30 protein-coding genes are annotated in these 24,793 nt (G+C 42.0%); 13 read left to right on the top strand and 17 right to left on the bottom strand.

Annotation, left to right across the window (positions count from 1 at the left end):
* Positions 1-513 precede the first annotated feature (513 nt).
* On the bottom strand, positions 514-909 hold the full coding sequence (locus MKY77_RS20900) for a hypothetical protein (protein WP_339147563.1): 396 nt from the start codon (positions 907-909) through the stop codon (positions 514-516).
* 75 nt (positions 910-984) lie between these two features.
* Positions 985-1,833: an SDR family oxidoreductase gene (locus MKY77_RS20895; protein WP_339147562.1), complete on the bottom strand. Its 849-nt coding sequence runs from the start codon at positions 1,831-1,833 to the stop codon at positions 985-987.
* A gap of 166 nt (positions 1,834-1,999) precedes the next feature.
* Between MKY77_RS20895 and MKY77_RS20890 the strand changes: the two genes are divergently transcribed.
* Complete coding sequence (locus tag MKY77_RS20890) at positions 2,000-2,611, top strand: DedA family protein (RefSeq protein ID WP_339147561.1); 612 nt, start codon at positions 2,000-2,002, stop codon at positions 2,609-2,611.
* Positions 2,612-2,662: 51 nt separating this feature from the next.
* On the top strand, positions 2,663-3,295 hold the full coding sequence (locus tag MKY77_RS20885; RefSeq protein WP_342515462.1) for an SIMPL domain-containing protein: 633 nt from the start codon (positions 2,663-2,665) through the stop codon (positions 3,293-3,295).
* Between the two features lie 74 nt (positions 3,296-3,369).
* On the opposite strand, the gene MKY77_RS20880 is transcribed toward MKY77_RS20885, so the two are convergent.
* The gene (locus MKY77_RS20880) at positions 3,370-3,642 is read right to left on the bottom strand and encodes a metalloregulator ArsR/SmtB family transcription factor (RefSeq protein WP_339149880.1); all 273 of its coding nucleotides are present in this window, start codon (positions 3,640-3,642) and stop codon (positions 3,370-3,372) included.
* 260 nt (positions 3,643-3,902) lie between these two features.
* Here MKY77_RS20880 and MKY77_RS20875 point away from each other — a divergent pair, with 260 nt between their 5' ends.
* Entirely contained in the window at positions 3,903-4,286 is a 384-nt protein-coding gene (locus tag MKY77_RS20875) for a hotdog fold thioesterase (RefSeq protein WP_339147559.1), read from the top strand.
* A gap of 322 nt (positions 4,287-4,608) precedes the next feature.
* Here the strand turns inward: MKY77_RS20875 and MKY77_RS20870 are convergent, their stop codons facing one another.
* Both MKY77_RS20870 and MKY77_RS20865 read right to left on the bottom strand, forming a co-directional pair.
* The gene (locus MKY77_RS20870; RefSeq protein WP_339147558.1) at positions 4,609-5,313 is read right to left on the bottom strand and encodes a DNA alkylation repair protein; all 705 of its coding nucleotides are present in this window, start codon (positions 5,311-5,313) and stop codon (positions 4,609-4,611) included.
* A gap of 77 nt (positions 5,314-5,390) precedes the next feature.
* Entirely contained in the window at positions 5,391-6,578 is a 1,188-nt protein-coding gene (locus MKY77_RS20865; RefSeq protein WP_339149879.1) for an MFS transporter, read from the bottom strand.
* A 224-nt stretch (positions 6,579-6,802) separates the two neighbouring features.
* On the opposite strand from MKY77_RS20865, the gene kapD reads away from it, so the two are divergent.
* Complete coding sequence (gene kapD, locus MKY77_RS20860; RefSeq protein WP_339147557.1) at positions 6,803-7,426, top strand: 3'-5' exonuclease KapD; 624 nt, start codon at positions 6,803-6,805, stop codon at positions 7,424-7,426.
* 44 nt (positions 7,427-7,470) lie between these two features.
* Here the strand turns inward: kapD and MKY77_RS20855 are convergent, their stop codons facing one another.
* Positions 7,471-7,857: a kinase-associated lipoprotein B gene (locus MKY77_RS20855; protein ID WP_339147556.1), complete on the bottom strand. Its 387-nt coding sequence runs from the start codon at positions 7,855-7,857 to the stop codon at positions 7,471-7,473.
* A gap of 89 nt (positions 7,858-7,946) precedes the next feature.
* On the opposite strand from MKY77_RS20855, the gene MKY77_RS20850 reads away from it, so the two are divergent.
* The 4 genes from MKY77_RS20850 to MKY77_RS20835 all read left to right on the top strand — a co-directional run bounded on the left by MKY77_RS20850 (position 7,947) and on the right by MKY77_RS20835 (position 10,522).
* Complete coding sequence (locus tag MKY77_RS20850; RefSeq protein WP_339147555.1) at positions 7,947-8,693, top strand: peptidylprolyl isomerase; 747 nt, start codon at positions 7,947-7,949, stop codon at positions 8,691-8,693.
* An 85-nt stretch (positions 8,694-8,778) separates the two neighbouring features.
* Positions 8,779-8,982 carry a hypothetical protein gene (locus MKY77_RS20845; protein ID WP_237663214.1) on the top strand — a complete coding sequence of 68 codons (204 nt, stop codon included), beginning with the start codon at positions 8,779-8,781 and terminating at the stop codon, positions 8,980-8,982.
* 191 nt (positions 8,983-9,173) lie between these two features.
* Positions 9,174-9,755, top strand: coding sequence for a superoxide dismutase family protein (locus MKY77_RS20840; RefSeq protein ID WP_339147554.1), 582 nt, complete (start codon positions 9,174-9,176; stop codon positions 9,753-9,755).
* 164 nt (positions 9,756-9,919) lie between these two features.
* Positions 9,920-10,522: a histidine phosphatase family protein gene (locus MKY77_RS20835; RefSeq protein ID WP_339147553.1), complete on the top strand. Its 603-nt coding sequence runs from the start codon at positions 9,920-9,922 to the stop codon at positions 10,520-10,522.
* Positions 10,523-10,642: 120 nt separating this feature from the next.
* Here MKY77_RS20835 and MKY77_RS20830 read toward each other — a convergent pair whose 3' ends face one another.
* A complete protein-coding gene (locus tag MKY77_RS20830; RefSeq protein WP_339147552.1) occupies positions 10,643-11,812 on the bottom strand; it encodes a MalY/PatB family protein in 1,170 nt (389 codons plus the stop codon).
* Between the two features lie 105 nt (positions 11,813-11,917).
* Between MKY77_RS20830 and MKY77_RS20825 the strand changes: the two genes are divergently transcribed.
* Positions 11,918-12,181: a DUF1871 family protein gene (locus tag MKY77_RS20825; RefSeq protein WP_339147551.1), complete on the top strand. Its 264-nt coding sequence runs from the start codon at positions 11,918-11,920 to the stop codon at positions 12,179-12,181.
* 285 nt (positions 12,182-12,466) lie between these two features.
* Here the strand turns inward: MKY77_RS20825 and MKY77_RS20820 are convergent, their stop codons facing one another.
* Positions 12,467-13,306 carry an alpha/beta hydrolase gene (locus MKY77_RS20820; RefSeq protein WP_339147550.1) on the bottom strand — a complete coding sequence of 280 codons (840 nt, stop codon included), beginning with the start codon at positions 13,304-13,306 and terminating at the stop codon, positions 12,467-12,469.
* A gap of 173 nt (positions 13,307-13,479) precedes the next feature.
* Between MKY77_RS20820 and MKY77_RS20815 the strand changes: the two genes are divergently transcribed.
* Positions 13,480-13,980 (top strand): Lrp/AsnC family transcriptional regulator, encoded by a 501-nt coding sequence (locus MKY77_RS20815; protein ID WP_339147549.1) that lies wholly within the window; start codon positions 13,480-13,482, stop codon positions 13,978-13,980.
* Complete coding sequence (locus MKY77_RS20810) at positions 13,977-15,137, top strand: aminotransferase (RefSeq protein ID WP_339147548.1); 1,161 nt, start codon at positions 13,977-13,979, stop codon at positions 15,135-15,137. Before MKY77_RS20815 ends, MKY77_RS20810 begins: the two co-directional genes overlap by 4 nt.
* A 331-nt stretch (positions 15,138-15,468) precedes the next feature.
* Here MKY77_RS20810 and MKY77_RS20805 read toward each other — a convergent pair whose 3' ends face one another.
* Positions 15,469-15,834 (bottom strand): helix-turn-helix transcriptional regulator, encoded by a 366-nt coding sequence (locus tag MKY77_RS20805; protein WP_339147547.1) that lies wholly within the window; start codon positions 15,832-15,834, stop codon positions 15,469-15,471.
* Between the two features lie 264 nt (positions 15,835-16,098).
* Between MKY77_RS20805 and yugI the strand changes: the two genes are divergently transcribed.
* Complete coding sequence (gene yugI / locus MKY77_RS20800) at positions 16,099-16,506, top strand: S1 domain-containing post-transcriptional regulator GSP13 (RefSeq protein ID WP_010196422.1); 408 nt, start codon at positions 16,099-16,101, stop codon at positions 16,504-16,506.
* Positions 16,507-17,212: 706 nt separating this feature from the next.
* Here yugI and MKY77_RS20795 read toward each other — a convergent pair.
* On the bottom strand, positions 17,213-17,446 hold the full coding sequence (locus MKY77_RS20795) for a DUF378 domain-containing protein (protein ID WP_064098762.1): 234 nt from the start codon (positions 17,444-17,446) through the stop codon (positions 17,213-17,215).
* A 182-nt stretch (positions 17,447-17,628) separates the two neighbouring features.
* Between MKY77_RS20795 and MKY77_RS20790 the strand changes: the two genes are divergently transcribed.
* Entirely contained in the window at positions 17,629-18,792 is a 1,164-nt protein-coding gene (locus MKY77_RS20790; protein WP_339147546.1) for an iron-containing alcohol dehydrogenase, read from the top strand.
* Between the two features lie 191 nt (positions 18,793-18,983).
* On the opposite strand, the gene mnhG is transcribed toward MKY77_RS20790, so the two are convergent.
* From mnhG to MKY77_RS20755, 7 genes are read right to left on the bottom strand one after another with little or no spacing between them, the layout of a single operon-like run.
* A complete protein-coding gene (gene mnhG, locus MKY77_RS20785) occupies positions 18,984-19,355 on the bottom strand; it encodes a monovalent cation/H(+) antiporter subunit G (protein WP_237663224.1) in 372 nt (123 codons plus the stop codon).
* Positions 19,339-19,641, bottom strand: a complete 303-nt coding sequence (locus MKY77_RS20780) for a Na(+)/H(+) antiporter subunit F1 (RefSeq protein ID WP_339147545.1) — start codon at positions 19,639-19,641, stop codon at positions 19,339-19,341. Before MKY77_RS20780 ends, mnhG begins: the two co-directional genes overlap by 17 nt.
* 1 nt (position 19,642) lies before the next feature.
* Positions 19,643-20,119 (bottom strand): Na+/H+ antiporter subunit E, encoded by a 477-nt coding sequence (locus tag MKY77_RS20775; RefSeq protein WP_339147544.1) that lies wholly within the window; start codon positions 20,117-20,119, stop codon positions 19,643-19,645.
* 6 nt (positions 20,120-20,125) lie between these two features.
* Positions 20,126-21,607 (bottom strand): Na+/H+ antiporter subunit D, encoded by a 1,482-nt coding sequence (locus MKY77_RS20770; protein WP_339147543.1) that lies wholly within the window; start codon positions 21,605-21,607, stop codon positions 20,126-20,128.
* Complete coding sequence (locus MKY77_RS20765) at positions 21,600-21,941, bottom strand: Na(+)/H(+) antiporter subunit C (protein WP_064098756.1); 342 nt, start codon at positions 21,939-21,941, stop codon at positions 21,600-21,602. Before MKY77_RS20765 ends, MKY77_RS20770 begins: the two co-directional genes overlap by 8 nt.
* Complete coding sequence (locus MKY77_RS20760) at positions 21,941-22,363, bottom strand: Na(+)/H(+) antiporter subunit B (RefSeq protein ID WP_339147542.1); 423 nt, start codon at positions 22,361-22,363, stop codon at positions 21,941-21,943. The genes MKY77_RS20765 and MKY77_RS20760 overlap by 1 nt, the downstream gene beginning before the upstream one ends.
* On the bottom strand, positions 22,353-24,761 hold the full coding sequence (locus tag MKY77_RS20755; protein WP_339147541.1) for a Na+/H+ antiporter subunit A: 2,409 nt from the start codon (positions 24,759-24,761) through the stop codon (positions 22,353-22,355). Before MKY77_RS20755 ends, MKY77_RS20760 begins: the two co-directional genes overlap by 11 nt.
* Positions 24,762-24,793 lie beyond the last annotated feature (32 nt).

Below are 24,793 nucleotides of genomic sequence, written 5' to 3'. Positions count from 1 at the left end.
TAAAAGACGGTGGTTAGGGCGCTTTCGGCTTGAGAGAAGGAATAAAATGACAACTATTTATGATATGGCAAAGAGGGCGGGTTTTTCTATTAAACTGTTTCAAAAGTACTTAACAATTATACTGATGTGAGTGAGAAGAGAAATCGTGGAGTAGATAGGCGAAGACTTCGGCGGGAGGTGCGGTAGAATTGAGACCCCATAGGCGCAGCCCGAAGAGGCTCAAGGTCGCCCTCTGGATAAGCGCAGCCTTTTGTGGAAATCAACCAGCGGTATATGCCAGTTCATTAGAATATGTACTTTTTCAGTGGCTTCTGTTACGTCCTACGGGGGCTCCCATGGCCTTTCCTCCCGCAGGACAAGGAATACTTCGACAGTGATTCAACGCACGAAGAAAATGCCTTAGCATTTTCGAGGAGTCTGCGCTCCTTCCACTGCGATCAACTGGGAAACAATTACACAAAATTACTTTGTCTACACTTTGAAAGGATTACAGACACCCTGTAATCCTTTTGATCATCCCCATTTCAAGGTGATGGTAAGATGGCAACAATCCTTACCCTCTACTTCCGAGGTCATATTCAGGTTGATGCCATCTGGATTAAAACCTACTTCCACCCCAGAATGCACCCCTGTTGATTCTAGAAGCTGGGAAACTTTTTCTTTATTGCCTTCTTGGGCGGCGCTCATCACTTCCGAAGCGAATTCCTTGGAATCCGCTAGTTTTTGAAGGATGATGCTGGCCTCTTTCATTAATTGTTGCATCGACTCTGCTGACTCCGTGAAAAGAGTCGGATCCACAGGTGGATAAACACGAACATATGACCTTGGCAGGATGGGACTATACATTGGAAAATAAACATTTCTCGGATAATAGACAGGCTGGTAGTAAGTGGATGGATAATAATACATGACATACCCTCCATTTTTCTTCGGTTATGTACTATATGTGCATGTATGGGGAATGGAGAGTTGTCATATTAATATTTACTTTTTATCGCGCAATTGAGTCAGCACTATTTTCTCCCACACCTTCCAAGGCAGTATGCGTTTTGCTAATAGGGAGAGCTTCACTCCTTTACCGACCTTGTAGCGGAGAGTGGGAGGGTTTTTCATGGTCGCTATCCTTAATACCAGCGCGCCGACGTCGCTAGGATCTCCATAAGTTTCTTGGTCCTTTTGGAGTCTTTTATTCATATTTGTGAAAAGTTCAAGATAGGGGGAATCGTGTTTCCCTGCTTTCGCAGACATATAAGTGCCTGTGGACCAAATATTGGTTTGAAAGGAACCTGGTTCAATGAGTACGACATCTATCCCAAACTCCCTTAGTTCCAGCCGCAGGCTCTCGCTGTAGCCTTCTAATGCAAACTTGGAGGAAGCATAAGGGGAAAGGCCCGGAAAACCGATTAATCCACTGATCGAGCTTATATTAATGATTCTGCCCTCTCCCTGTTGCCTCATTTTAGGTAGGACCATGTTAGTGACCCTCATCACTCCAAAAAGATTTGTTTCGAACTGATACAGGTATTCTTCATCTGTCAACTCTTCTGCAAAACCTGCTACAGCGAAACCTGCGTTATTGATGAGGGCATCAATCCGTTCTAGGGAAAGGATGTATTGCCCGAATCTAATCACGGACTCTTTGTCTGCAACATCCAATAGAGCAATGGATAGATGCTCCACTTCTTTTTCCGATAACCCTTTCATTAAGTCAGGCTTTTTTGCTTCATCTCTGATGGTCGCGACAACATGATACCCCGCTTTTAGGAATCTTTTGGTGAATTCCTTTCCGAAGCCTCCGGATGCTCCGGTGATAATCACAGTCTTTTTCTTCATGGGAATAAGTCTCCATTTCTTCTGAGTTTATTTGCCAGCAAGTTTGCTAGTTTACCTTTTTGAAATAAAAGGAATAAAACCTATACATCGAGAATGTAATAAATATGTTCTTTTTTCAATTGGCATTAGGAAGTTAAATGGGCTTCATGCAGAAAGAAGGGATCACATGGACCTGACCATTATTTTAGATATCATAAAAGATTACGGATATATAGGGTTATTTTTATGGCTTTGGTTAGGCATGTTCGGAATTCCTGTGCCGAACGAAGTATTCGTAAGCTCCATTGGCATTGTTGCTCAGAAAGGCATCCTACAGACAACACCAGCTTTGCTAACCATTTATCTTGGGGTGATAGCTAGTTTGACCACCTGTTACCTCTTGGGGCGGTGCCTGGGGGAAGGTGTGTACTCGAAGCTTGAGAAGAGCGAAAAGATTGAAGCCTCCTTTGCCAAAGGGGAGGAACTTTTGAATAGATATCATGTCTTTGCATTATGTATTTCCTATTTCCTGCCTGGTGTCAGAAATGTTGTCCCTTTTTTGGCCGGGTTTATGAAACTGCCATACTATCAGTTTGCCATAGCTGCCTATACCTCGGCAATTGTATGGGTCACGACTTTTTTCTTTATGGGAAGGTTGGTTTGGAATCATGCACAGCTACTTGTCCTATACAGGGGCGAACTCCTGATTGTCGCTTCTGTATTCCTTATCCTTTACTTTGCTTATGATTGGCATAAAAAGCAAACCGACCCAAGCTTTATTTTCCAAAAATATCGTTAATGTATATGTTAGACTGTCCTCTCATAGACTATCAATAAAAAGGTATTGGGGATGGTGGTCATCTTGCAACGAACGATGCTTGTTCAGGGAACCGCGAAGAAGGAAGTGCAACCGGATATCGCGTATCTTCAATTGGGAGTGGTTACCACCAATCCCGATGTACAACGTGCACAAGAAGAAAATAGATTGATAGCGAATAGGATGATTCAGGCCCTAATCGCAGCAGGCATTCCTCAAGGAGACATTGAAACATCCTCTTATACTACTTTTCCGCGTTATGAAACAGACCCATCAGGTAAATCTGTCCTATCTGCCTATGAAGTCCGCCATATTTTCCGCATAGCAGTCAGGGATATTACAAAAGCAGGCGCCATTTTGGATGTTGCATTTGAAAATGGAGCCAATGTATCTGAGAGTGTATCTTTTGAAGTCTCCAATTATAACGAAATCTACCGTCATGTCCTGCAGATTGCGGTTGTGGATGGTGCGAAGAAAGCACAGGCCATGGCTGTAACACTACAAGTGTGCCTCTCTCCTGTGCCAATCAAGGTGGAAGAGGTTACTCAGCAGGTCTTTGCAGTGCCCCGTTATGCATCTTTTGCCGTTCAAGAAAAAGCGAGTACACCTATCGAGCCTCAGGAAATTACCATAACAGCCTCCGTTAATCTGGAGTATATATACTAAAAAAAAACAGACCGTTTCAGTTTCCATATGGGAAACAGGCGGTCTGTTTTTTAAACAATGCTGTACCTGAAATATTAACGGAAAATGCAACATAACTCTTCAGATAACAGGTTATCGACTTCCTTTTGATTCAACGAATAATAGCTCCACGTTCCCCGTGTTTCTTTGACGATGATTTCCGCATCCAACAAAATCTTCAGGTGGTAAGAAAGTTTGGATTGGGGCATCCCGATCAGCGGAACCATATCACACACACACATGGCACCTTGCTGACATAGGATGTTCATAATGTGTAGACGCTTCTTGTCAGCAACCGCTTTGTATTTCGCTTCATATTTCTCAAACATCTTTTCCAAGGACACGTCTTGTAGAGGGACTTCTTTTTTCACTTAGTTTCACCTCTAGTACTCTCTGAAATTAATTATGTTCATTATATGCGATAGGTTAAAAGGACTCAACCAAAGAGAGTTCGCTTTCTGCAAAAAGGGGGGAGAATTCAATGATTAGTTGGTCAGCTATGATTCCTGTTTTTATATTATTCTCTGTGTATTTTCTCTTTACAGTAGTATTATTAAGAAATAAGCAGTAAACAAGGGAGGAAATGGGAGTGGAACTTAAAGACACACTAATAGACCTACTAGGGATTGAGATTGTGGAGCTGTCAGAAGAAAGGGCGGTAGCCACGATGCCTGTGGATAAGCGGACACACCAACCATTCGGCTTGCTTCATGGAGGAGCGTCGGTTGCGCTGGCAGAGACGATCGCAAGTATCGGCACGTTCAATCTGATCGATAAGGAAACAGAAATCTGTGTAGGATTAGAGATTAACGCTAATCACTTGAAGGGTAAAAAGGAAGGAATCGTGACAGCGATTGGCACTCCGTTGCACCGCGGGAAATCAACGATGGTTTGGGATATTAAGATAGTTGATGAGGACGATATTTTGATTTGTATTTCTCGTTGTACGATGGCAATTTTGAAGAAGAGGTAAGGGTAGAGTGACTGGCTGTATGGTTACCCCCACAGCTTTTTTATCATCATCAAGGGTAAACAATGACGCGTGTTGATTACTCCCTCTCTACTTTTTCATCAGATTGAGGTAACAATAAGGCTTTCTATGGGACCTTTCACTAAACAGGGAGCCTATGAGGCCGGAATTTCATTGCGTTTCCAAATCCGGGACTCATAGAAAGGCAATGAAATTCCGGCTCCAAATCCGGGACTCATAGAAAAGCTATGCCCCCGGATTTCTCTCCGGTTCCCATTCCGCGACTCATCGGGCTTATAACTCTTGAAGGAATTCCAGCTCTAACTCAACTTTTCAACTTCTTCCTTTCCAAGTGTTTCAACCCTTCCCGGCGACTGAGTGGGGCCAAATCTTCTGTAGAGTTAATGAAGCTTAACACTTTATCTGGAGCAGTTTTGGAATATTCCCTTAACGCCCAGCCAATCGCCTTCTGAATAAAAAACTCCTTAGAACCTTTTGTCGCCTCTATGTAAGAAAACAACTTCTCTCCATCTGTCTTTTCTTTGTACTTCAATTGAAAAAGAATAGCCGATCTTTGAAGCCAGAAATTATCCGATTTTATCCATCTATCAGGATAATCGATAATACCCTTCTTCTCCCTCAGAAGGACTGCACCAACATGATGAGGTGCAATATGATCCACTGTATCCCACCAAGAATTTTTAACAATCAATTCTTCAAATAAGGGAAGCCACTCAACTCCCAATTTTTTGATATGAACATCGATCATCGCTAGGGCGGAATAATGGAATTCCCGCTCAGGTTGCTCATATAGAAATGCTACAAGTGGAATGATCCATTGCAGTTCTGGTTTGCCATGATCCCCGAAAAATTCTTTCAATAACGTTTTTCGCTCAGGGGACTTTATCCCCAAGAATGGAAAATGATTGCGCATATAATTTTCCATCGGCTCTCTGTTTGATGCATCCCCATTAGAGCGGAACAAATCCACTAACTCTTTTTGGTACCTTTCCAAGGTAATGGCTGACATACTAAAAAACCTCCCATATATCCTGTTCTTCTATTAGTAGAATACAGGATATTGGAAGGTGATGAAACAATGCTTTTTTATGATTCTGCTGTCTTCTTCGCGCTTTCCGGATGAAGGATGCTGTAAAGGAGCATCACTCCTGAACAGAGAAAGATAAGGCTGGTGATATAAAATACAGTGGAGATCCCGTAAAATCCAGCTATTACTCCCCCCATGACCGGACCGATGACATTACCCAGGAATCGGAAACTGACGTTGTATCCAAGTACTTCTCCTTGCATGGATAGCGGTGCGACATTCCGAATGTATGCAGTCATACATGGTATCAGTCCACCCACAACCATTCCAAACAAGAAGCGGAACAGGACGAGCTGCCAAAGCGATGCGGCGAGTGCCTGTGGAATAAAGAGGATAGAGCTTGCCAGCATCAGGATCACGATGACCTTATCATGCCCGATGTTATCCCCAAGTTTTCCCCAATTACGTGATGCCAATAGATTACCAAAGCCTGTGGCTGAAAAGGCGAATCCTGCAAGCAAGGCGATGTTTGCTGCAGTGCCTCCAGTCAACTCATTGACATATAAGGCAAGTAGCGGTTGGATGCTGAAATTGGCGGCTTGGATGAACATGGATAAGAACATGATCTTCAGTAACATAGGCTTTTGGATGATATATTGCAGTACTTCTTTTCGAGTGTACTGTTTTTCTTTCTTATCAGTAGAACTCTTTTTCTTTTCTTTAATGCCGAATGCCACTAGAATTACTGCCAGATAAATAAGAGCTGATGTAAGGAAAAATGTGTAGGCAAAGCCAAATGAGTCTGCGAGCATCCCGCCTATCAGAGGGCCAAGGAGACCACCTGAAACCGTACCGGTCTGCAGGGTTCCTAGTGTCTTTCCTGCAATCTCTTTTGGTGCTTGTGAGGAAATCAATGCCATGGAAGTAGGAATGAAGCCGGTTGCGAGTCCCATTACCATCCGTAAAATGAACAGTCCATGAACAGAATCCACTACACTCATTAAAAGGATGCTGGTTGCAATTCCTGATCCTGTTAATAACAGGATTGGCTTATAACCATATTTATCCCCGATTCGTCCCCAGATCGGTGAAACGAAGAACGCGGTAAGAAAGGTAATTCCGAAAATGAATCCGGACCAGCGCTGTACATAGGAATCCGAGTAATTCCCAAACGTTTCAATGAATAAAGATAAGAAAGGGAGAATCATGGTAGCACTAGCAGCAACGAAAAAGTTCGCAATCCACATTATGAACAAGTTTCGTCCTGATGTTGAAATGATCGTCACCTTCTTTGAAAATTTCGGATTTTAAATATTTCGTATAACTAAATAATAACCTATTCAATTAAAAAATCAACTGAACAGGCTGTATTTTTCAAAAATCGGGAAATTTACGTGCTAAAAGTATTATTCACCATGATATAATATAGTAATAAAATTCTGAAAATTAAACAGGTGGAAGGTGGGGAACGATGAAGCAAACCCCTATATACTTATTTATCGACTTTGAATTTACCATGCCGGAGAACAGAAATTACCCTAAGAACTTTTTTCCGGAAATCATCGAAGCGGGAATTGTGGTGGTGGAAAAGGATAAGATAATCGACCAATTTTCTAACTATATTCGTCCCAAAGCATTTCCGACGTTGACAAATAGATGTAAGTCTTTCTTGCATATCAGTCAAAATGATGTACAGGGTGGAGCATATTTCACAGATCTGATAGAGGTTTTGAACTCCTACAAGGCACAGGAAAGAGGAACGGTTGTCACGTGGGGGAATATGGATATGAAAGTTCTGAAGAATAACTGCAAATATCATGGTGTTTCCTTCCCGTTATCTTGTAAGCACGTAGACCTTTCCATGGAGTATAAAAAATTTTTCGGTGACCAAAATCAGACTGGGTTATGGAAAGCTGTACAGGAATACGGTAAGGAAGGAACCGGAAAACATCATCGAGCATTGGACGATGCCTTAACGACTTATAATATTTTTCGACTGGTGGAAAAGGATAAGCGCTATCTGCAAAAGCCGGAACCGACTACGATCGGGGATCGTATCGATCTCTCTAAAATAATGAATAAATACGCTCTATAAAAAGCCAAATCCCTAATAAAGGAGATTTGGCTTTTAGTTTGCTATCAGGAAAGCTTATAGTCTTTTTTTAATGTTGAGAAGTTTTCGAGGCTTTTTTTGGCCCACAGGCTGTCATCTTCGTTTAAAGCCTCTGTGGCTGCTTCTATAGCCATCTTAAGTGACTCTTTGTAGTCTATGACTTCTCCTGCGTATGGTTTTACCATGTTCTTTGGTATGTTTGTTTGTTCATGAAAGGCCAAGGCACGGCGCTCATGAAAGAGCGGAACATCCACTTCTTTTGGTGCATGAAGATCACCTTGCCGGGGGTGTTTCAATACTGATTTGATTTTGACTAAATAATGCATGGGGCGGATATCCGTCACCTCCCCAATATATTTTCCAGTCTTATAAATCCCAGTAACGGTGGTTCCAATCTTAATTTCCTCCATCATTAGACCCCTTTCTTCTTTTATTGATGATTTTTTTTGTTATATTTAGTAATATCTTGTTAAAGCAAATAAAATAGTGGAGTGTGAAATTTGTGAAAAAGATTATCATAATGATGATTGCGCTACTTCTTATTGTAGCAGGTTGCGGAACAAGTACAAATGAAGATAATGCAGGAAGCGGAAATAATGCCAGCAATGAGCAACAACCAGATGAAACCAATGAAGAACAAGCTAGTGAAGAAGTAGAGGTTGGCGAGTTCCAACAATTCACAAACACAAGTGAAACGATTCGTACAGTAGAAATGGAGACTACGGAAGGGAAAATTGTTATAAACCTATATCCTGATGCTGCTCCCAAAGCAGTGGAAAATTTCATCACGCATGCAGAAAACGGTTATTATGATGGGTTGATTTTCCACCGAGTCATCGAAGATTTCATGATACAAGGCGGTGATCCGGAAGGAACAGGCAGAGGTGGAGAGAGCATTTGGGGACAACCTTTTGAAGATGAGTTTAGTCGTGAAATGCTTCATTTCAAAGGTGCTCTTTCCATGGCAAATTCAGGTGCAAACACGAACGGCAGCCAGTTCTTCATCGTACATGCAGATGAAGTGGCAGAGGATATGATGGAATCCATGATCAAGTCAGGTTATCCTGAGGAAGTAATTGAATTGTATGAGGAACATGGAGGGACGCCTTTCCTGGACTTCCGCCATACTGTGTTCGGACAAGTAGTGGAAGGTATGGATGTAGTGGATGCCATCGCAACAGTTGAGACAGGGGAAGCGGACAAGCCTGTGGAGGATGTTCTTATTGAAAAAATAACTGTAGTAAAATAAGGAATCGGTCGTTAGGATTGGTCTGTTCCATGAACTTTTGTTATAATGGACAGGTTCATAACATGCGAAAGGTCGTGTGGATACGATGCTTACATCCTTTATGCTACAACTGTTTTTATATTTTCCTGAAGATAAAACAGAATATATTCCCGCTGGTATCACGTTCGCGATTTTCTTCATAGCAGCCATATTCGTTTTTCGATATATATTGAAAATTTCCAAAAGAGAAAGCCAGAAGGCGAAGGCACTTGAAGAACAGCTGAGAAGAGACAAGGTAATTGAAGATTGAGCTTTTTGTTTATGTTAAGGCTTGCTTGCCAATATTGGCTGGTGAGCCTTTTTGTTTTGGCTATCGTTGACGACCGCTGTCGATTCCCTCCATAAGAGTTTGTGAAATCAACAATATCCTTCTAAATAACATATTCCCTCCCACTTTCGGAAAAACTTTAGAAAAACGAACATATGGAGGAGTATGAGCACATGAGATTTTCCAAAACCATATCTTTAATGAGCATCTTTACCTGCCTTATGCTGGCAGGGTGCTTAGAGAAGGAGATCACCGGACTTGATGTGGAAATCTTCAATGCAACTGGTGATAGCCTTGGAGTAGCCAAAGTTTCCGAAGAGCCTGATGGTGTCATGATCAAGTTGAATCTAGAAGGGTTGCCACCTGGGGAACATGGGGTTCATATACATGAAAAAGGAGTATGTGATGCGCCGGACTTTAAGACAGCTGGTAATCACTTTAATCCAGATGACAAGCAGCATGGGCTGATGCACCCTGAAGGAGCGCATGTTGGAGATCTCCCGAATATTATCGTGGATGATGATGGGACCGTAATAGCTGAACTGATGGCCCCTCAGGCAACGTTGGAAGATGGCAAGACCTCTCTGTTCGGTAAAGACGGAACAGCGATAATCATAACAGAAAGCTTGGATGATGGGATGACACAACCTGCGGGGGACTCAGGTGAGAGAATCGCATGTGGAGCAATTACGAAGGAAGTTGCGGAAAAAGGGAAAGTCGTAGAAGAACCTGTGGATGAAGAAGAAAAGGAATAGAATAGGCTTTTGGAGTAGGGGCTGTCCAACGGATGTTGGATAGCCTCTTTATTATGGATGGTAAAAAAACATTGTATTATTTTAGAAATATTCGTAATCATATTGACATAGTTTGTACTTTTGAGATAATTTTAAATTTATAGATAAATGAGGGGGTTGCATCTTTGGAGATACTATTAATACGACATGGTCAGTCGGAAGCGGATATCCTCCATGTTCATGAGGGGAGAGCGGACTATCCATTGACAGACCTGGGAAGGGAACAGGCAAAAAGGTTGGCATGTCGGTTGAATGAACATTGTCCTCCGGATATTATTTGGACGAGTCCGTTAAAAAGGGCATCTGAAACGGCAACAATATTAGCGGAAGAAGTTGGGTGTATGCTAATGAAGGAGCCAAATTTAATGGAATTCAATAATGGTGTATTAGCAGGGCTTCCAAGGGAAGTCGCAGCGACAAAGTATCCATTACCACCTGGTGGGAGAAAGCCACATGAAAGGATTCAAAATGGAGAATCAGAAATTGAGTTCCGGATGCGGGTGGAAATGGCTTTATCGAAGATCTTATCGGAAAGTTCCGCAGTTGTCCGCATTGCTATTGTATCGCACGGTGGCACAATATCCAATCTGTTACGGGCCATATTGCAGTTGCCTGTACCTACCGAGGTGAAGTTCGCTACTGGAGATACAGGTATGCATATAGTAAGGAAAAATGATGATGGATTACAAATTATATCTTTGAATAATACGGAGCACTTATACAATTAATAAACGGGCTATGCGGCAGAGATGTGCATAACCCTTATTTTTTTTAGTAAATTCATGGTTCACTTATACACCACTGTTGATTTCTGAAAGTGGCTACGAGATCTTAGCTACCTCTCATTTTTATAGAAGGGCCTTTTTCAGACGCTCTAGGCCTTCCTGCAAGGTTGATCTCGTACAGGCTACATTCATACGTACGAAACCATCCGCTTCTTTCCCAAACTTTTTTCCGGAGTCGAGGGCAAGCTTTCCTTTATGAAGGAGGCGTCGTGTCAATTCCTCATCCCCCAACCCCAGTTTCCTGCAATCGATCCAGAGTAAATATGTTCCCTCGGGTTTAACCGCGAAAACTTCCGGAATTTCTTTTTGAATGAATGAAACGGCGATATCCATGTTTTCCTCAATATACTCCATCACTTCTTCCAACCATTGCCCTCCATGGCGATAAGCAGCTTCCATGGCTGAAATGCCGAAAATGTTTAAGGTGAAGTGCCCTTGTCTTTTTATAAAAAATTGCAACTTTTCCCGCATGGTTTGATTTGGAGTTACCATGACGGATGCCTGTAAACCTGCGATGTTAAAGGTTTTAGTAGGTGCGATACAGGTGATGGTCTGCAAGGCGATTTCTTCTGATATGGAAGCAAAAGGGGTATATCTATTCCCTTTTAAAACGAGGTCTGCATGTATTTCATCGGCTACTACGATTATGCCATGCTTTACGCAAATTTCACCAAGTTGTTTAAGCTCTTCCTGTGTCCAAACCGTTCCACCAGGGTTATGGGGGTTGCACAAAAGCAACATTTTTACCGTACCATCAAGCTGGGACTCAAAGTGCTCCAAATCCATATGGTAGCGGCCATTCTTATATGGCATGGGGCTAGTAAGAACCTTTCGTTCATTATGAACGATCATATCGTAAAACGGATAATAGACAGGAGAAAAGAGGATAATCTTATCGCCTGGATCTGAAAATGCTTGAATCGTAGCGCTCAGTGCCGGCACCACACCTGAAATATAAGTGAACCATCCGTTGTTTAAGTCCCATCCGTGCCGGTTTAGAAACCAGCTTTTAACTGCATCGTCCACAGAGGGGGAGATGGTGGTATAGCCAAAAATACCGTGTTTGGCCTTTTCTATTATTGCCTGGGTGACTTCAATAGGCGCCTGAAAGTCCATATCCGCCACCCACATTGGTAACACATCCCCTCTACCGAAAATGCGAACCGTTTCATCCCATTTTACACTTGATGTATCTTTTCTGTTTATTTGTTCATCGAAATTATACGTTTTCATATGTAGTCTACTCCTCCATAAAGTATTCTTTTCCCACACTAAACAATCTAAATGAAACAAGGTATAATAGGCAGTAATAGTTTTTGAAAGCAAGGTGATTTTTCCATGATAAAAGCAAGTGTAAATGTCAGGTTGATGGAAAACCTATTGCAATGGGACCCGCTAGGGTATGGTGTTGACGCTTATGATACGGAATGTGTCGATGTGGTGCAAGCGGTACATGAACTCGAAGATATTAATAAGTTGGCGAAAAAGATTCAGGATATCTATGAGTTTTCCTTTGAGGAATTCATTCCTCTTTCCAAATGTAAAGAGAAGGCTGTTGAGCTTATGGTTATAAAAAATTCAGAGGATTCTTGTACTTTATAATAGACTTTTTTCGAAAGACTTTGTTGCTTTTTCGTATTTATAAATCGACTGTTATATTGATTACTGTCGTGTTCTTTTCCCTGCTGTACTAAAAATACTACATGTATATTTTATAGTATGTAAGCAGTAAAAAGTCCAATTGCCGACTTTTTACTTTGAATACCAACACTCTGAAAAGAAAAGAGCCTTATAACGAGCTTCTTAGGCAAAAATGCCATGAAAGAAAGCTTTAACACGAAAAGAGAAAAGCTGTCGCGAGCTTTTCTCTTTTTTTTCCTATCCGTTTTATGGGGATGTCTGCAAAAAGTCGAGAATGTTGTCATGAACGTGTTGTGGCTTTTCCTCAGGTAAAAGGTGTCCGGTCTTTTTATAAGTAATTAAACTTGAGTTTGGTAAGTCTTTATGAAGGCGCCGCCCGATTTCAACCGGTACCACTTTGTCCTCTTCTCCCCATATCAAAAGACTCGGTGTTTCAATCTGCCTTAATATCTCTGCTGCCAAGTCGCCTTCCCGATCACGGATCATTCTCGTTAACGCGACAAAAATTTGATCATCATAAAATGGCTCTGTATAGCCTGCAATCATCTCATCATCTATTAAGGAATGGTCATATACGACATTTAACAAGTTTTTTATGGGTCCCTGTCTTACCAGCCGATATTTTAACCATAAGTAGAAGTAGGGAATTCTCGATGAGTAGATGATGGAACGGTGCATTCTATTCAAGTACCCGGAACTGCAAAGCAATACGACCTTTTCTACAAGCTCTGGTTTTTGATGGCTGATATTCAAGGAAATCTGGCCGCCCATGGAATGACCAACAAGTACTGTACGATTGACTCCAAGCTTTTCTAAAAGAGCGATGACCACTTTGGCCATATTCTCATAAGAGTAAACAAACTTCTTTGATTTTTCGCTTTTCCCGAATGGCGGGAGATCTATGGCCAATACCGTATATTCCTTCGTAAGTAATGGAATTAACCTGCGAAAGCTGAAAGAAGATGAAAGAAATCCATGAATGAGTACTAGGGTGGGTTTATTGGCAAACGGAGAATGAGAGTCATGATGAAATTCATAAAATACATTGATTCCAGCTATGTTGGCAGTGAATTGATTTGTTTTCATCCTTGATCTTATCCTCCTTATTTTTATTTGTTATAGGTATTTTATCCTCTCCTTGCCATTTCAAACCTGTGTATTTTTTAGAATGTGTTCTTGTAAAATAATCGTAATACTATTTGGTTAAATTTTTGCTATAATGAGTCAATGTTTAAAATGAAGGAGTTGTCAGGAAGCGTATGCAATTAACAGAAAAAGAATTGGACTTGCTACAAATCATTGAAGAAAACGGAAGAATGGAGATAGATGTCCTATCAAAAATGGTAGAACTGTCCGAATCAGAAACGGAGAAGATTCTACAGCAGCTTGAGGAGCAACGAATCATTGTGGAATACGGTGCCGTCATTGACTGGCGCAAGGTCGACAATTTCGAGGGTGTGACGGCCATGATTGATGTGAAAGTGACCCCAAAGCGCGAAGTTGGCTTTGATGAAATTGCAAAGAACATCTATAGATTTCCAGAGGTGAAATCTGTGTATCTCATGTCTGGGGCTTATGATTTATCTGTGGTAGTGGAAGGCAAATCGCTCTCACAAGTAGCCAACTTTGTTTCAGAAAAGCTGTCAACCCTGGATTCTGTGATTTCCACGACCACCCACTTCATCATGAAAAAATACAAACATGACGGGACCATTTTTGATCAGGGAGAAGATGACCGCCGCATAGTGGTGTCCCCATGAGAAACAGAGTAGCAGATCATGTACAAAAACTTCAGCCTTCCGGTATTCGCCGCTTTTTCGATTTGGCGGCAAATATGGAAGGAGTCATTTCCCTTGGAGTGGGGGAACCCGACTTTGTTACATCCTGGGGAGTCAGGGAAGCATGCATAGCATCCCTGCATAACGGTCATACCTCCTACACGGCTAATGCTGGTTTGATGGAACTTCGGCAGGAAATCAGCCGCTATTTGGCTCAGGAGTTTGAAGTCGAATATAGCGCAGCAAATGACATTATCGTGACAGTCGGAGCCAGTCAGGCGCTGGATCTTTCCATCCGGGCAATCGTTGACCCCGGAGATGAAGTGATTGTAATTGAACCGAGCTTCGTTTCCTATGCCCCCTTGATTGAACTGGTAGGCGGAAGAGCAGTCAGAGTAGGGGCGGACGCGGAAAGAGGGTTCAGCATCAATTTTGATGACCTGGAAGCTGCCATTACGGAAAGAACAAAGGCGATTCTTCTTTGTTTCCCAAATAACCCGACAGGTACTATGCTAACTAGGGATGAACTTATCCAAGTAAGCCGATTGGTAGAGAAGCATGACCTGCTTGTATTGTCCGATGAAATTTACGCAGAGCTTTCTTTTGATGAAAAGTTTACAAGCTTTCCAACCTTGCCCAATATGAAAGACAGAACCATTCTGATTTCCGGCTTTTCAAAAGGTTTTGCGATGACAGGCTGGAGATTGGGGTTTGTGGCTGGGCCGACAGATATTATAGAAGCGATGCTGAAAATTCATCAGTATGCCATGATGTGTGCCTCCACCATGGCACAGTATGGTGCAATAGAAGCGCTGAAAAACGGCCGACAGGATATTGAAGCGATGAAAAAGAGCTATAGAAGACGCCGAAACTATTTTGTTGCTTCGCTTAATGAAATAGGATTGCCTTGTCATAACCCAGGAGGAGCCTTTTATGCCTTTCCGTCTATAAAACCCACGGGTCTTAGCTCCCAGGAATTTGCGGAGAGGCTCTTATTGGAGGAGAAAGTGGCAGTGGTCCCAGGGGATGTATTTGGTGAGTCGGGTGAGGGATATGTTAGATGTTCTTACGCATCCTCGCTTGAGCAGTTGCAAGAAGCTATTAAAAGGATGGAGCGGTTTGTAAAGCAGTTCAGATGATGATAGTAAAGCTTAGATAAAGGCTCTGTTAAACGTCGCTGTTGATTTTCGCAATAGGGCTTCGCTTTCCGCGGGGCGACCTTGAGCCTCCTCTATTGACTGCGGGGTTTTAAGATTGTCGGTACTCTCCCGCTGGAGTCTATGCCTTTTGCTCCAATCACCAGCTAGAAACAGGTCATATTCCACAACTTGCTTTAACAAAGCCTAGATAAAAAAGAGGACCAAATCCATGGTGGATTTGGTCCTAACAAAAGGGGGAATACTAGAAAGCCTTGATGGTATATGTATTCCCATGATTTTTATTTTTAAAACCTAATTTAGGAAATTCTTTTTATTGAGCGCTATATTTTTTTTCGTACAACACTTGCATTACATTGAGAAAGTCTTCGTCGGTATATTCTTTGGCTTTGCGCAGGATTAATTTTGCTCTTTTTACCCCTACTTCTTCAATCAATTGTTCAAGCTCCGGATCTACCCCTGTTGAATTACTTGTGGAAGTGACGGATTCCAATAGCTCAGAAGCTGGAACGTCCAAAACAGTTGAGATTTTGAGGATCGTCTGCATGTCAGGATTTTGAAGCCCTGCCTCATATTTTTCAATCGTACCTGTACCAACTCGGATCTTTAACGCAAGCTCAGCGGCGGTAAGTTGTGCACGCTCCCTGTAAAAGCGGATGTTTTCCCCGATTTTTCTCATCCTAATAACCTCCAATGTAAGCATTTTCTTACTATTATCATACCATGATTAAATACAATAAAGTTTGAACATATTTTTACTTTTTCTGTCACTTCTAAAAAGAAGGTTTATTTTTTCCTAAATGGGATATAAACGGTAAAAAGCACAAATAATAGATGTGACATGTTTATAGAAAAAAGTATTTTTGATTAAATAGCGGATATGTGGTATAATCTTTTATTGCGTTCAATGTGTATAAAAATTAAACTATTTAGGAGTGTTTTCATGTCTGATAAATTCGAAATTGGTAGTGTTTTAACAGGTAAAGTTACAGGTATCCAACCTTATGGAGCGTTCGTTGCGCTTGACGAAGAAACGCAAGGTTTGGTTCATATTTCCGAAATTACTCACGGTTATGTGAAAGATGTTAACGAACATTTAAAAATGGGCGATGAAGTTCAAGTAAAGGTTCTATCTGTGGACGAAAAGTCCAACAAAATCAGCTTGTCCATCAAAGCGACTCAAGAAGCTCCTGCTGAAGCTCCAGCAGCAGCACCAAGAAAGCCTAAAAAGCGTCAAGCAACTGTAGTGAAAAACCACACAGAAGCAGCACCAGGCGGATTCAACACATTAAAAGACAAATTAGAAGAGTGGATTGAGCAATCCAACCGTAACGACCTAATTAAGAAGTAATCTTCTTAACTAAAGACATCCTGTGCAGGGTGTCTTTTTTTTGGCTCTTTTCTCAAAGATTGTTGCTATTCTCTAGAAAAAAGTCGGCAATTGGACTTTTTAATGATTAGAAGCTTTAAAAAATGCAGTAATAAAATTAGTACTGCAGGGAAAAGAGCACGACAATAGCGGATATAACGGTTATTTTATAAGTACGTAAAAGCAACAAAGTTTACGAAAAGAGCCTTTTTTATGATGATTAGGAGGTAGATAATATACTGTTGACTTCATGAACCTAAGGGTTTATGAAAAGGCGTCTACACGAGTTATTTGTAAAAGCATTACAATTCTTAACGTAATTTCTAGCTGTGGGTTGAAGCAAATGGCGGAGACTCCAGCGGGGAGTAACGGTAGGTTGAGACCCCGCAACGAAGCGAGGAGGCTCAAACGCCGTCCCGCGGAAAGCGAAGCCATTTGCGGAAAGGAACAGCGGTGAATAATCAAACAACTAAGATTTTTTTGATCGGTTATTGGTGAAACGTCCAATTCTTTCGATTGCCGAATTATCACAATAACCCATGAAAAAGTCACAATCAAAGCGGAATTAGTTACAATGCCCAGCAAATTAGTTACAATCAATCTCAGAAAAGTAACAATCCACTCATCTGCGCCACAATTTTGCTAAAAAAATGAAAACCACCTCTGTTAGAGGCGGTTTCCCTGTTCCTTATCGAGTTGTTCTTGGTTCCACTTCTCTTTCATGCTGTTCAGATGGCACGAAAAGAAGTCCAAGGTTGATAAGACCCGCAATTCCTACAAGGCCGTAGATAATGCGGGATAAAGCTGCGCTTTGGCCGCCGAATATAGCTGCTACAAGATCAAATTGGAAGAAACCAATTAATCCCCAGTTAATAGCTCCAACAATAGTTAGTACTAACGCAATACGTTGTATAGTGCTCATAACATTCCCTCCTTGAGAATATAAGTGCTTTCCTCCATATATTTTGTTACAAAGCAAAAATTATTCATTGTTAAAAAAATTTTAAGGAAGCATGATATAAGGATACTAACGTGAACTAAGCTAATTCTTTGCAAGCAACAAAAAAATAATCCATAATCGATGCAAAAGGGAGGTAATAGAAAATGGACAATTTTACATTCTATAATCCAACAAAGTTGATTTTTGGGAAAGGGCAACTTGAAACGTTGCCACAGGAAATGGAGGCATACGGTAAGAACGTGCTTCTTGTATATGGTGGCGGAAGCATCAAGAGAAGTGGACTTTATGACGATGTGGTGAATACTTTACATAAAGCGGGTGCAACAGTAACCGAGCTAGCAGGAGTAGAGCCGAATCCAAGGTTATCCACTGTGAGAAAAGGAATCGAACTTTGCAAGGGAAATAACATCGATTTTCTGTTGGCGGTTGGAGGCGGAAGTGTCATTGATTGTACAAAAGCAATCGCTGCTGGTGCTAAGTATGATGGCGATGTATGGGATATTGTTCTTAAAAAGCATATTGCGACAGAAGCCTTGCCTTTCGGTACCGTGTTGACACTTGCTGCAACAGGATCTGAGATGAATGCAGGATCAGTCATCACAAATTGGGAAACAAATGAAAAATATGGTTGGGGAAGCCCTGTGACATTCCCTAAATTCTCTATCCTTGATCCAGTGAATACCTTCACTGTGCCAAAAGATCATACGGTATATGGGATTGTCGACATGATGTCTCATGTGCTGGAACAATACTTCCATCAAACAAGCAACACACCACTTCAAGATCGCATGTGTGAGGCTGTTTTGACCACCGTGATGGAAACGGCTCCTCAATTGTTAGAAAACCTGGAAAGCTATGAGCATCGCGAAACGATCCTTTACAATGGGACGATTGCACTGAATGGTATGCTACAGATGGGCTATCGTGGCGATTGGGCGACACATGGCATTGAGCATGCGGTTTCGGCAATTTACGATATTCCGCATGCAGGTGGATTGGCTATTCTATTCCCGAATTGGATGGAACATGTCTTGGATGCGAATGTAGAACGCTTCAAGCAGCTTGCTGTCCGGGTATTCGGTGTACAGGATAAAGGTTCTTCAGACAGGGAAGTTGCCCTTGAAGGTATCCGAAGACTTCGCGAGTTCTGGACTAGTCTGGGAGCACCGACTCGCTTAGCAGACTATGACATTGATGCTAAGAATATTGATAAAATGGCGGTGCACGTCATGTCACACGGAGCAGTTGGTAATTTCAAGTCGTTATCCCATGATGATGTGGTCTCCATTTTGAAGGCGTCTTTATAGATATTCGATGTCTATATAACTCCTGTAGTTTTGCATTTCAGGTGTCCGCTTTCCGCTAGGCGGTGATGGAGCCTCCTCACAATGCTCGTGGGGGCTCACCTGCCGCTATCTACCTAATTAGGCTAACAACTAGCACTTTTCAATCTACTGGGGCCATAACATCAAAAAAACAGCTGACGGATTTTACTCCGTCAGCTGTTTTTCATTTCACGAACCGTTTCCGGTTTTTCTTTTGTTTTCAAATCATCCTGTACGGAATTTTCCCATAAAGGCACATCTGTATAATAGGCCGCGCGTGTAATAAGATGACCTGCCACGGGAGCAGTTACGAAGACGAATATGATTCCAAGGACCAATCTCGCACTGAAATAGCCATCTTCAAACCAAAAATGCAACAGTGCTGCAATCAATATGAATAACACGCCCAGTGTGGCGCTCTTGGAGGCTGCGTGACTGCGGCAATAAACATCCGGAAGCCTGATTAGCCCGATGGTCGTTACTAAGCTTAGAAGAGAACCTAGCAGGACGACAACACCGATAAAAATACTAATTGTCTCTGTCATACTCGATTATCTCTCCTTTTTGCAGAAACTTGGAAAATGCGACTGTACCTACAAATGCAATGACCCCAATTAAAAGAATGACTTCTAGGAAAGCGTCGGTTCTTAAAATGATGGATGTGATCGCTGTAATGGCAATCAAATTGATTCCAATCGAATCAAGTGCCATGACTCTGTCAGGAACAGAGGGACCTTTAATAACACGATAAACGAGTCCCAAGGTCGAGACTGATATAATGAATAAGCTGATGGCCAACAAGGCATCAAATGCACTCTCAAACTCTAACATGTTATCTGGTCACCTCCATGATCGCTTTTTCAAAGGTGTTCTTAATTTCAGCTACTGCCTGGTCTGAATCAGGAATGTTCATGGCATGGATATAAAGGACTTTATTGTCATCTGAAACATCCATGACCAGCGTCCCCGGAGTCAAGCTGATGAGAAGGGAGAGTAGAGTGATCTCCCATTCACTCTCAAGTTCCGTAGGCATGGCGAAAATGCCGGGTTCTATCTTAAGTTTTGGACGAAGGATGTCACGAATCACTTGGACATTTGCTAATACCAGCTCCCTTAAGAAAAGGAATAGCAGTTTACCTGCAGCTAAAATCCTTTCAAAATAGAAGCGTCCGGGAATGAAGCGTCGCATGGTGAAAATGATAACGAGCCCCCAGAAATACCCTACAAAAAAGTCAGCAAAGGCCCATTCGTTCTTCAGAAACATCCAGCTGAATGCAATGATTAAGTTAATTAATATTTGAAAAGCCATGAGAAACTACTCCTTTAAAACTGCTTGGATATAGATGGATGGGTCCATCAATGTTTCTGCCGCCTCATATATATATGGATATATGAATTCTGCCCCTAAACCGAGAAATGCAGAAATGGCGATAAGTACGACGCTTGGATATATCAAGCCTTTCGTGGAACCTTTTTCTTCTTCCGCTGTTAAAACCTCTTCTCTAAAGAAGCAATTCATGAATATCTTCATAACAGAATACAGTACCAGCAAGCTGGATAAAAGCATGACCCCTACAAACATATAATGGCCTGTTTCAAGACCACCTTGAACCAATAGCACTTTTCCAACAAAGCCACTTAGTGGCGGGATTCCGGCTAAAGCCAGACATGCTGCAAAGAACATCCAACCAAGCAATGGATGGCGTTTAATCAGGCCGCCCATCTTCTTGATGTTATCTGTACCAGTGATGGTGAACATGGCACCTGCCAACAGGAACAAGGCCCCTTTGATTACCATATCGTGAACAAGATAATAGATTCCACCGGCATAACCAGTTTCAGTAGCGATGGCAACACCGTAAATGATGACACCCACTGCAGTAACAATGTTATAAATCAAGATTTTCTTAACATCCCAGTAAGCGATCGCACCGATTGCCCCGATCAGGATGGTGATACCTGCGAGTACCGCAATGATTTGATGGGTAATTTGAGGCTCATGATAGAAAATGAGACTGAATGTGCGATAGATGGCATAGATTCCAACTTTAGTTAACAATGCTCCAAACAAGGCCGTTACGGCATATGGAGGTGCCTGGTAGGATCCAGGTAACCAAAAGTATAATGGGAAAATCCCACCCTTTAAACCGAACACAACTAGGAACAGGATAGCCACTACAGTAAGAATATCCTGTTGACCAGCTTGGGCAATTTTATTAGAGACGTCTGCCATATTCAATGTTCCAACCAACCCGTATAAATAGGCCAAGGCTATAACGAAGAGGGCAGATGAGATTACATTGACCAGTACATACTTCAAGGATTCTCGCAATTGTACTTTTGTGCCGCCGATAACAATCAGCACGTAAGAGGCCATTAGGAAAACTTCAAAGAATACGAACAGGTTGAATAGGTCACCTGTCAAAAATGCTCCCATTACCCCTGCAATGAGGAACTGGGTAAACGCATAGTAGTAAAAGTTTTCGCGATCCTTTCCGATAGAACGAAAGGCAAACAGTACACATGTGAAGCTGACGATGACGCCTGTCAATACAAGAAGCGATGCAAACATATCTGCAACCAATACGATTCCAAATGGAGGGCGCCAGCTTCCAACCTCCAATGTCTGAATTCCCTCTGTATAGACCACATGTACAAGCACAATAGAGGCTATGGTAGTAAGTGTTAAACTGATGACACTAATCACTTTCTGAAGCTTTATCTTCTTTGGTATCAATAATAAAAGTGTAGCTGCAATTAAAGGGATCAGTATCGGTATTATAACTAAGTTATTCATGATTTTCATTTCCCCTTAATTTATCCATATCGTCTGTCTTCAGCTCCTGATATGCTCTGTACGCGAGAACCAGGAAGAAGGAGGTCACCCCGAAGCTGATAACAATGGCTGTCAATATTAATGCCTGTGGAAGCGGATCTGTATAAGCTTCCGCTTCTTGACCAAGCAATGGTGCCATCCCTCTCTTCAAGCCGCCCATCGTCAGGAGCAGAAGATGGGCACCGTGTGCGAGGAGACCTGTTCCAACAATGATACGTAGAATACTCTTAGATAATATTAAGTAAGTAGCGGTGGCGATAAGCACACCAGCTACAATCGTCATAATTATTTCCATTATTCACTCTCTCCTATCGTTTGAATAATGGTCATCGCAACACCGACAACAACTAGATAAACACCTAAATCAAAAATCAATGTGGATGCAAGGGCCGTTTCACCGAGAATCGGCAATTCCACATAGTCAAACGTATGTGTCAAGTATGGTACATCAAAGAACAACGCCCCGACTCCAGTAAGGACGGAAATCAACAGGCCAGCTGCCGCAACCGTCATGAAATTGAACGGGAAAATGGTATTGATCGTTTTTATATCAAACGCAAGCAATAATAGTACAAGTGCTGCGGAAGTCATCAATCCCCCGATAAAACCTCCGCCGGGAGTATAGTGCCCGGCAAAGAAGAGGTACACAGAGAAAATAATGATGATGAAAGATAAAAGGGTGGTAACAGTCTGTAAGATTAAATCATTAACTTTCACCTTTTACCCCTCCCTTCTTATCGGTCAGGCGCAACTTGATCATGGCATAGATACCGAAGGCAGCGATAGTCAGAACCGCAATCTCAAATAGGGTATCTAATCCTCGGAAGTCGACAAGAATTACGTTAACCATGTTCTTTCCACCGGCCTCTTCATAGGATGCCGCTTCAAAATAGCTCGAAATGGATTCGAACAGTCGTGAACTATTTACGGATAATCCGATAAAGATGACAATTAGTCCAACACTTACCGAAATAATGAAGTTCGTCAAACGGAAACGTAATTTTCCAATTTCTTTTGACAACTCTGGCAAGTGGTAGAAGCAAAGAAGGAACAATGCCACTGACACGGTCTCTACAATCAACTGCGTGAGTGCAAGATCTGGAGCACGGAACAGGACAAAGAACAATGCCATGGAATATCCGACCACACCAAGAGAAATAATTGCTGTAAGCCTGGATTTTGTAAACAGGATGGTCATGGCGGAAACGACCATTACCAATGCAAGAATGACTTCATATATCCCCACTGCCTCCACATTTGTCAAGTTGACATTAAATGCTCCTGTGGAGAACAATACTAGCCCTAAAAGGATAACCATAAATGCGAAGATCATGACAAGATAATCACGGATGAAGCCTGTCATATGTGACTTTGTAAATGCGGAAGAACCACGGTCCAGTGCCACAAGTCCACCATCATACAGTTTGTTGAGGGTAAGTCTTTGTGGGAACCACTCGTAAATCTTCCCCCATTTTGCCACCGTTAAATATAGTAGAACACCGACAAGGATAACCCCTATCGTCATAAACAATTCGGTATTGAACCCATGCCAGTGGTAAATCTTCACTTCCACCGAAAGAACATTGGATGGAAGGATGGAATACAGGGCAGGTTCTATCACACCTTTTAATAACATCGGGAAGAAACCGAAAATGACAACCAAAGAAGCTAGTATGATTGGAGGAATCAACATCCCAATCGGTGCTTCATGCGGTTTCTTATCAAGTTTTTCAGGTTGATACTTCCCTGTAAAAGTTTTGAAAACTAGGACCATGCTGTAGATGAACGTGAACACACTGGCCACCCAAGCAAGAACAGGGAAGATCATACCGAGCGTTTCCATATTCCATGAGCTGATCTCTGTTGCCTGCAACATACCGGTAAAGAACATTTCCTTACTCAGGAATCCGTTAAAAGGAGGTAAACCTGCCATGGAAAATGCTCCAATGATGGCTAAGGTAAAGGTGATGGGCATAAGGTTCATCAGACCGCCGAGCTTTCTGATATCCCTTGTGCCAGTTTCGTGATCGACAATCCCGACTACCATGAACAGGCTTCCTTTGAAAGTTGCATGGTTAATAAGGTGGAACACTGCTGCAAGTGTTGCGATCGTATATGCGTTTTCATCAATGTAATCATAATAGGCCGCAGCACTACCAACACCTAGTAAGGACATGATCAATCCCAGCTGACTGACAGTGGAGAAAGCCAGTATTGATTTTAGGTCCGTTTGCTTTACGGCAGAGAATGATCCCCAGAATAATGTCACGATACCGAATCCTGATACAAGCCAGAACCATTCAGGTGCACCTGCAAAAACTGGACTCATGCGTGCTACAAGGTAAATACCTGCTTTAACCATGGTTGCGGAGTGTAGGTAGGCACTGACAGGTGTCGGTGCTTCCATCGCATCCGGTAACCAGATATGGAAAGGAAATTGAGCAGACTTTGTAAAAGCACCAAGTAAAAATAAAAGTAGTGCAGGAACAAAAAACTCATGACTTGTTACTATATCGACATTCGCAATGGTTTCACGAACACTGAAGGTGCCGGTGATCAAGTAAAGGAGGATAATACCGGCAAGCATCGCCAGTCCACCAAACACTGTGATCAACATAGATTTTAGTGCACCATAACGAGATTTTTCCCGATGGTACCAATAGCTGATCAACAGGAAGGAAGAGATACTTGTCAGTTCCCAGAAGGAATACATAACAAGAAGGTTGTCCGAAAGTACAACCCCAAGCATCGCACCCATGAACATAAGTAGATAAACATAGAACGTATTAAGCGCTTCTTTCTCTTTAGATAGATAATAAATGGAGTAAAGAACGACTAAGGCGCCAATACCTGTTATCAACAGGGCAAAGAGCAGTCCCAGTCCATCCAGATAAACGACAAAATCTATCCCGATGGAAGGAATCCATTTCATGGTGCTAGTGTACGTTTCCCCGCTCATGGTGGTGCTCAAGAATTGGAGAAAGTAAATGAACAAAACGAGTGGCAATACGAGAACAAACCACCCTGTATGTATGCTTTTGAAATACTTATGCGCAAAAGGCACAAGAATCGCCAACAAGAAAGGCGATAAAATCACTAAATGAATCAGTGACAAGACACAAACCTCCTCTGTTTCTTCTATAAATA

It is taken from the genome of Sutcliffiella sp. FSL R7-0096, from assembly GCF_038595065.1.
In the GTDB taxonomy this organism is placed as follows: domain Bacteria; phylum Bacillota; class Bacilli; order Bacillales; family Bacillaceae_I; genus Sutcliffiella_A.
The sequence above is the reverse complement of the archived record's forward strand: the minus strand, read 5'-3'. Positions and strand labels throughout refer to the sequence as shown.

Bases quoted from the DNA above. Each gene is read 5' to 3' on its own strand.
- MKY77_RS20865 (WP_339149879.1), bottom strand. From the start codon at position 6,578: ATGTGGATTGCGAACTTTTTCGTTGCTGCTAGTGCTACCATGATTCTC.
- MKY77_RS20795 (WP_064098762.1), bottom strand. From the start codon at position 17,446: ATGAGCACTATACAACGTATTGCGTTAGTACTAACTATTGTTGGAGCT.
- MKY77_RS20845 (WP_237663214.1), top strand. From the start codon at position 8,779: ATGCTTACATCCTTTATGCTACAACTGTTTTTATATTTTCCTGAAGAT.
- yugI (WP_010196422.1), top strand. From the start codon at position 16,099: ATGTCTGATAAATTCGAAATTGGTAGTGTTTTAACAGGTAAAGTTACA.
- MKY77_RS20805 (WP_339147547.1), bottom strand. From the start codon at position 15,834: ATGAGAAAAATCGGGGAAAACATCCGCTTTTACAGGGAGCGTGCACAA.
- MKY77_RS20855 (WP_339147556.1), bottom strand. From the start codon at position 7,857: ATGATGGAGGAAATTAAGATTGGAACCACCGTTACTGGGATTTATAAG.
- MKY77_RS20810 (WP_339147548.1), top strand. From the start codon at position 13,977: ATGAGAAACAGAGTAGCAGATCATGTACAAAAACTTCAGCCTTCCGGT.
- MKY77_RS20765 (WP_064098756.1), bottom strand. From the start codon at position 21,941: ATGGAAATAATTATGACGATTGTAGCTGGTGTGCTTATCGCCACCGCT.
- MKY77_RS20880 (WP_339149880.1), bottom strand. From the start codon at position 3,642: ATGTTTGAGAAATATGAAGCGAAATACAAAGCGGTTGCTGACAAGAAG.
- mnhG (WP_237663224.1), bottom strand. From the start codon at position 19,355: ATGACAGAGACAATTAGTATTTTTATCGGTGTTGTCGTCCTGCTAGGT.
- MKY77_RS20885 (WP_342515462.1), top strand. From the start codon at position 2,663: ATGGTGGTCATCTTGCAACGAACGATGCTTGTTCAGGGAACCGCGAAG.
- MKY77_RS20820 (WP_339147550.1), bottom strand. From the start codon at position 13,306: ATGAAAACAAATCAATTCACTGCCAACATAGCTGGAATCAATGTATTT.
- MKY77_RS20825 (WP_339147551.1), top strand. From the start codon at position 11,918: ATGATAAAAGCAAGTGTAAATGTCAGGTTGATGGAAAACCTATTGCAA.
- MKY77_RS20890 (WP_339147561.1), top strand. From the start codon at position 2,000: ATGGACCTGACCATTATTTTAGATATCATAAAAGATTACGGATATATA.
- MKY77_RS20815 (WP_339147549.1), top strand. From the start codon at position 13,480: ATGCAATTAACAGAAAAAGAATTGGACTTGCTACAAATCATTGAAGAA.
- MKY77_RS20840 (WP_339147554.1), top strand. From the start codon at position 9,174: ATGAGATTTTCCAAAACCATATCTTTAATGAGCATCTTTACCTGCCTT.
- MKY77_RS20790 (WP_339147546.1), top strand. From the start codon at position 17,629: ATGGACAATTTTACATTCTATAATCCAACAAAGTTGATTTTTGGGAAA.
- MKY77_RS20895 (WP_339147562.1), bottom strand. From the start codon at position 1,833: ATGAAGAAAAAGACTGTGATTATCACCGGAGCATCCGGAGGCTTCGGA.
- MKY77_RS20775 (WP_339147544.1), bottom strand. From the start codon at position 20,119: ATGGCTTTTCAAATATTAATTAACTTAATCATTGCATTCAGCTGGATG.
- kapD (WP_339147557.1), top strand. From the start codon at position 6,803: ATGAAGCAAACCCCTATATACTTATTTATCGACTTTGAATTTACCATG.
- MKY77_RS20770 (WP_339147543.1), bottom strand. From the start codon at position 21,607: ATGAATAACTTAGTTATAATACCGATACTGATCCCTTTAATTGCAGCT.
- MKY77_RS20830 (WP_339147552.1), bottom strand. From the start codon at position 11,812: ATGAAAACGTATAATTTCGATGAACAAATAAACAGAAAAGATACATCA.
- MKY77_RS20900 (WP_339147563.1), bottom strand. From the start codon at position 909: ATGTATTATTATCCATCCACTTACTACCAGCCTGTCTATTATCCGAGA.
- MKY77_RS20780 (WP_339147545.1), bottom strand. From the start codon at position 19,641: ATGTTAGAGTTTGAGAGTGCATTTGATGCCTTGTTGGCCATCAGCTTA.
- MKY77_RS20870 (WP_339147558.1), bottom strand. From the start codon at position 5,313: ATGTCAGCCATTACCTTGGAAAGGTACCAAAAAGAGTTAGTGGATTTG.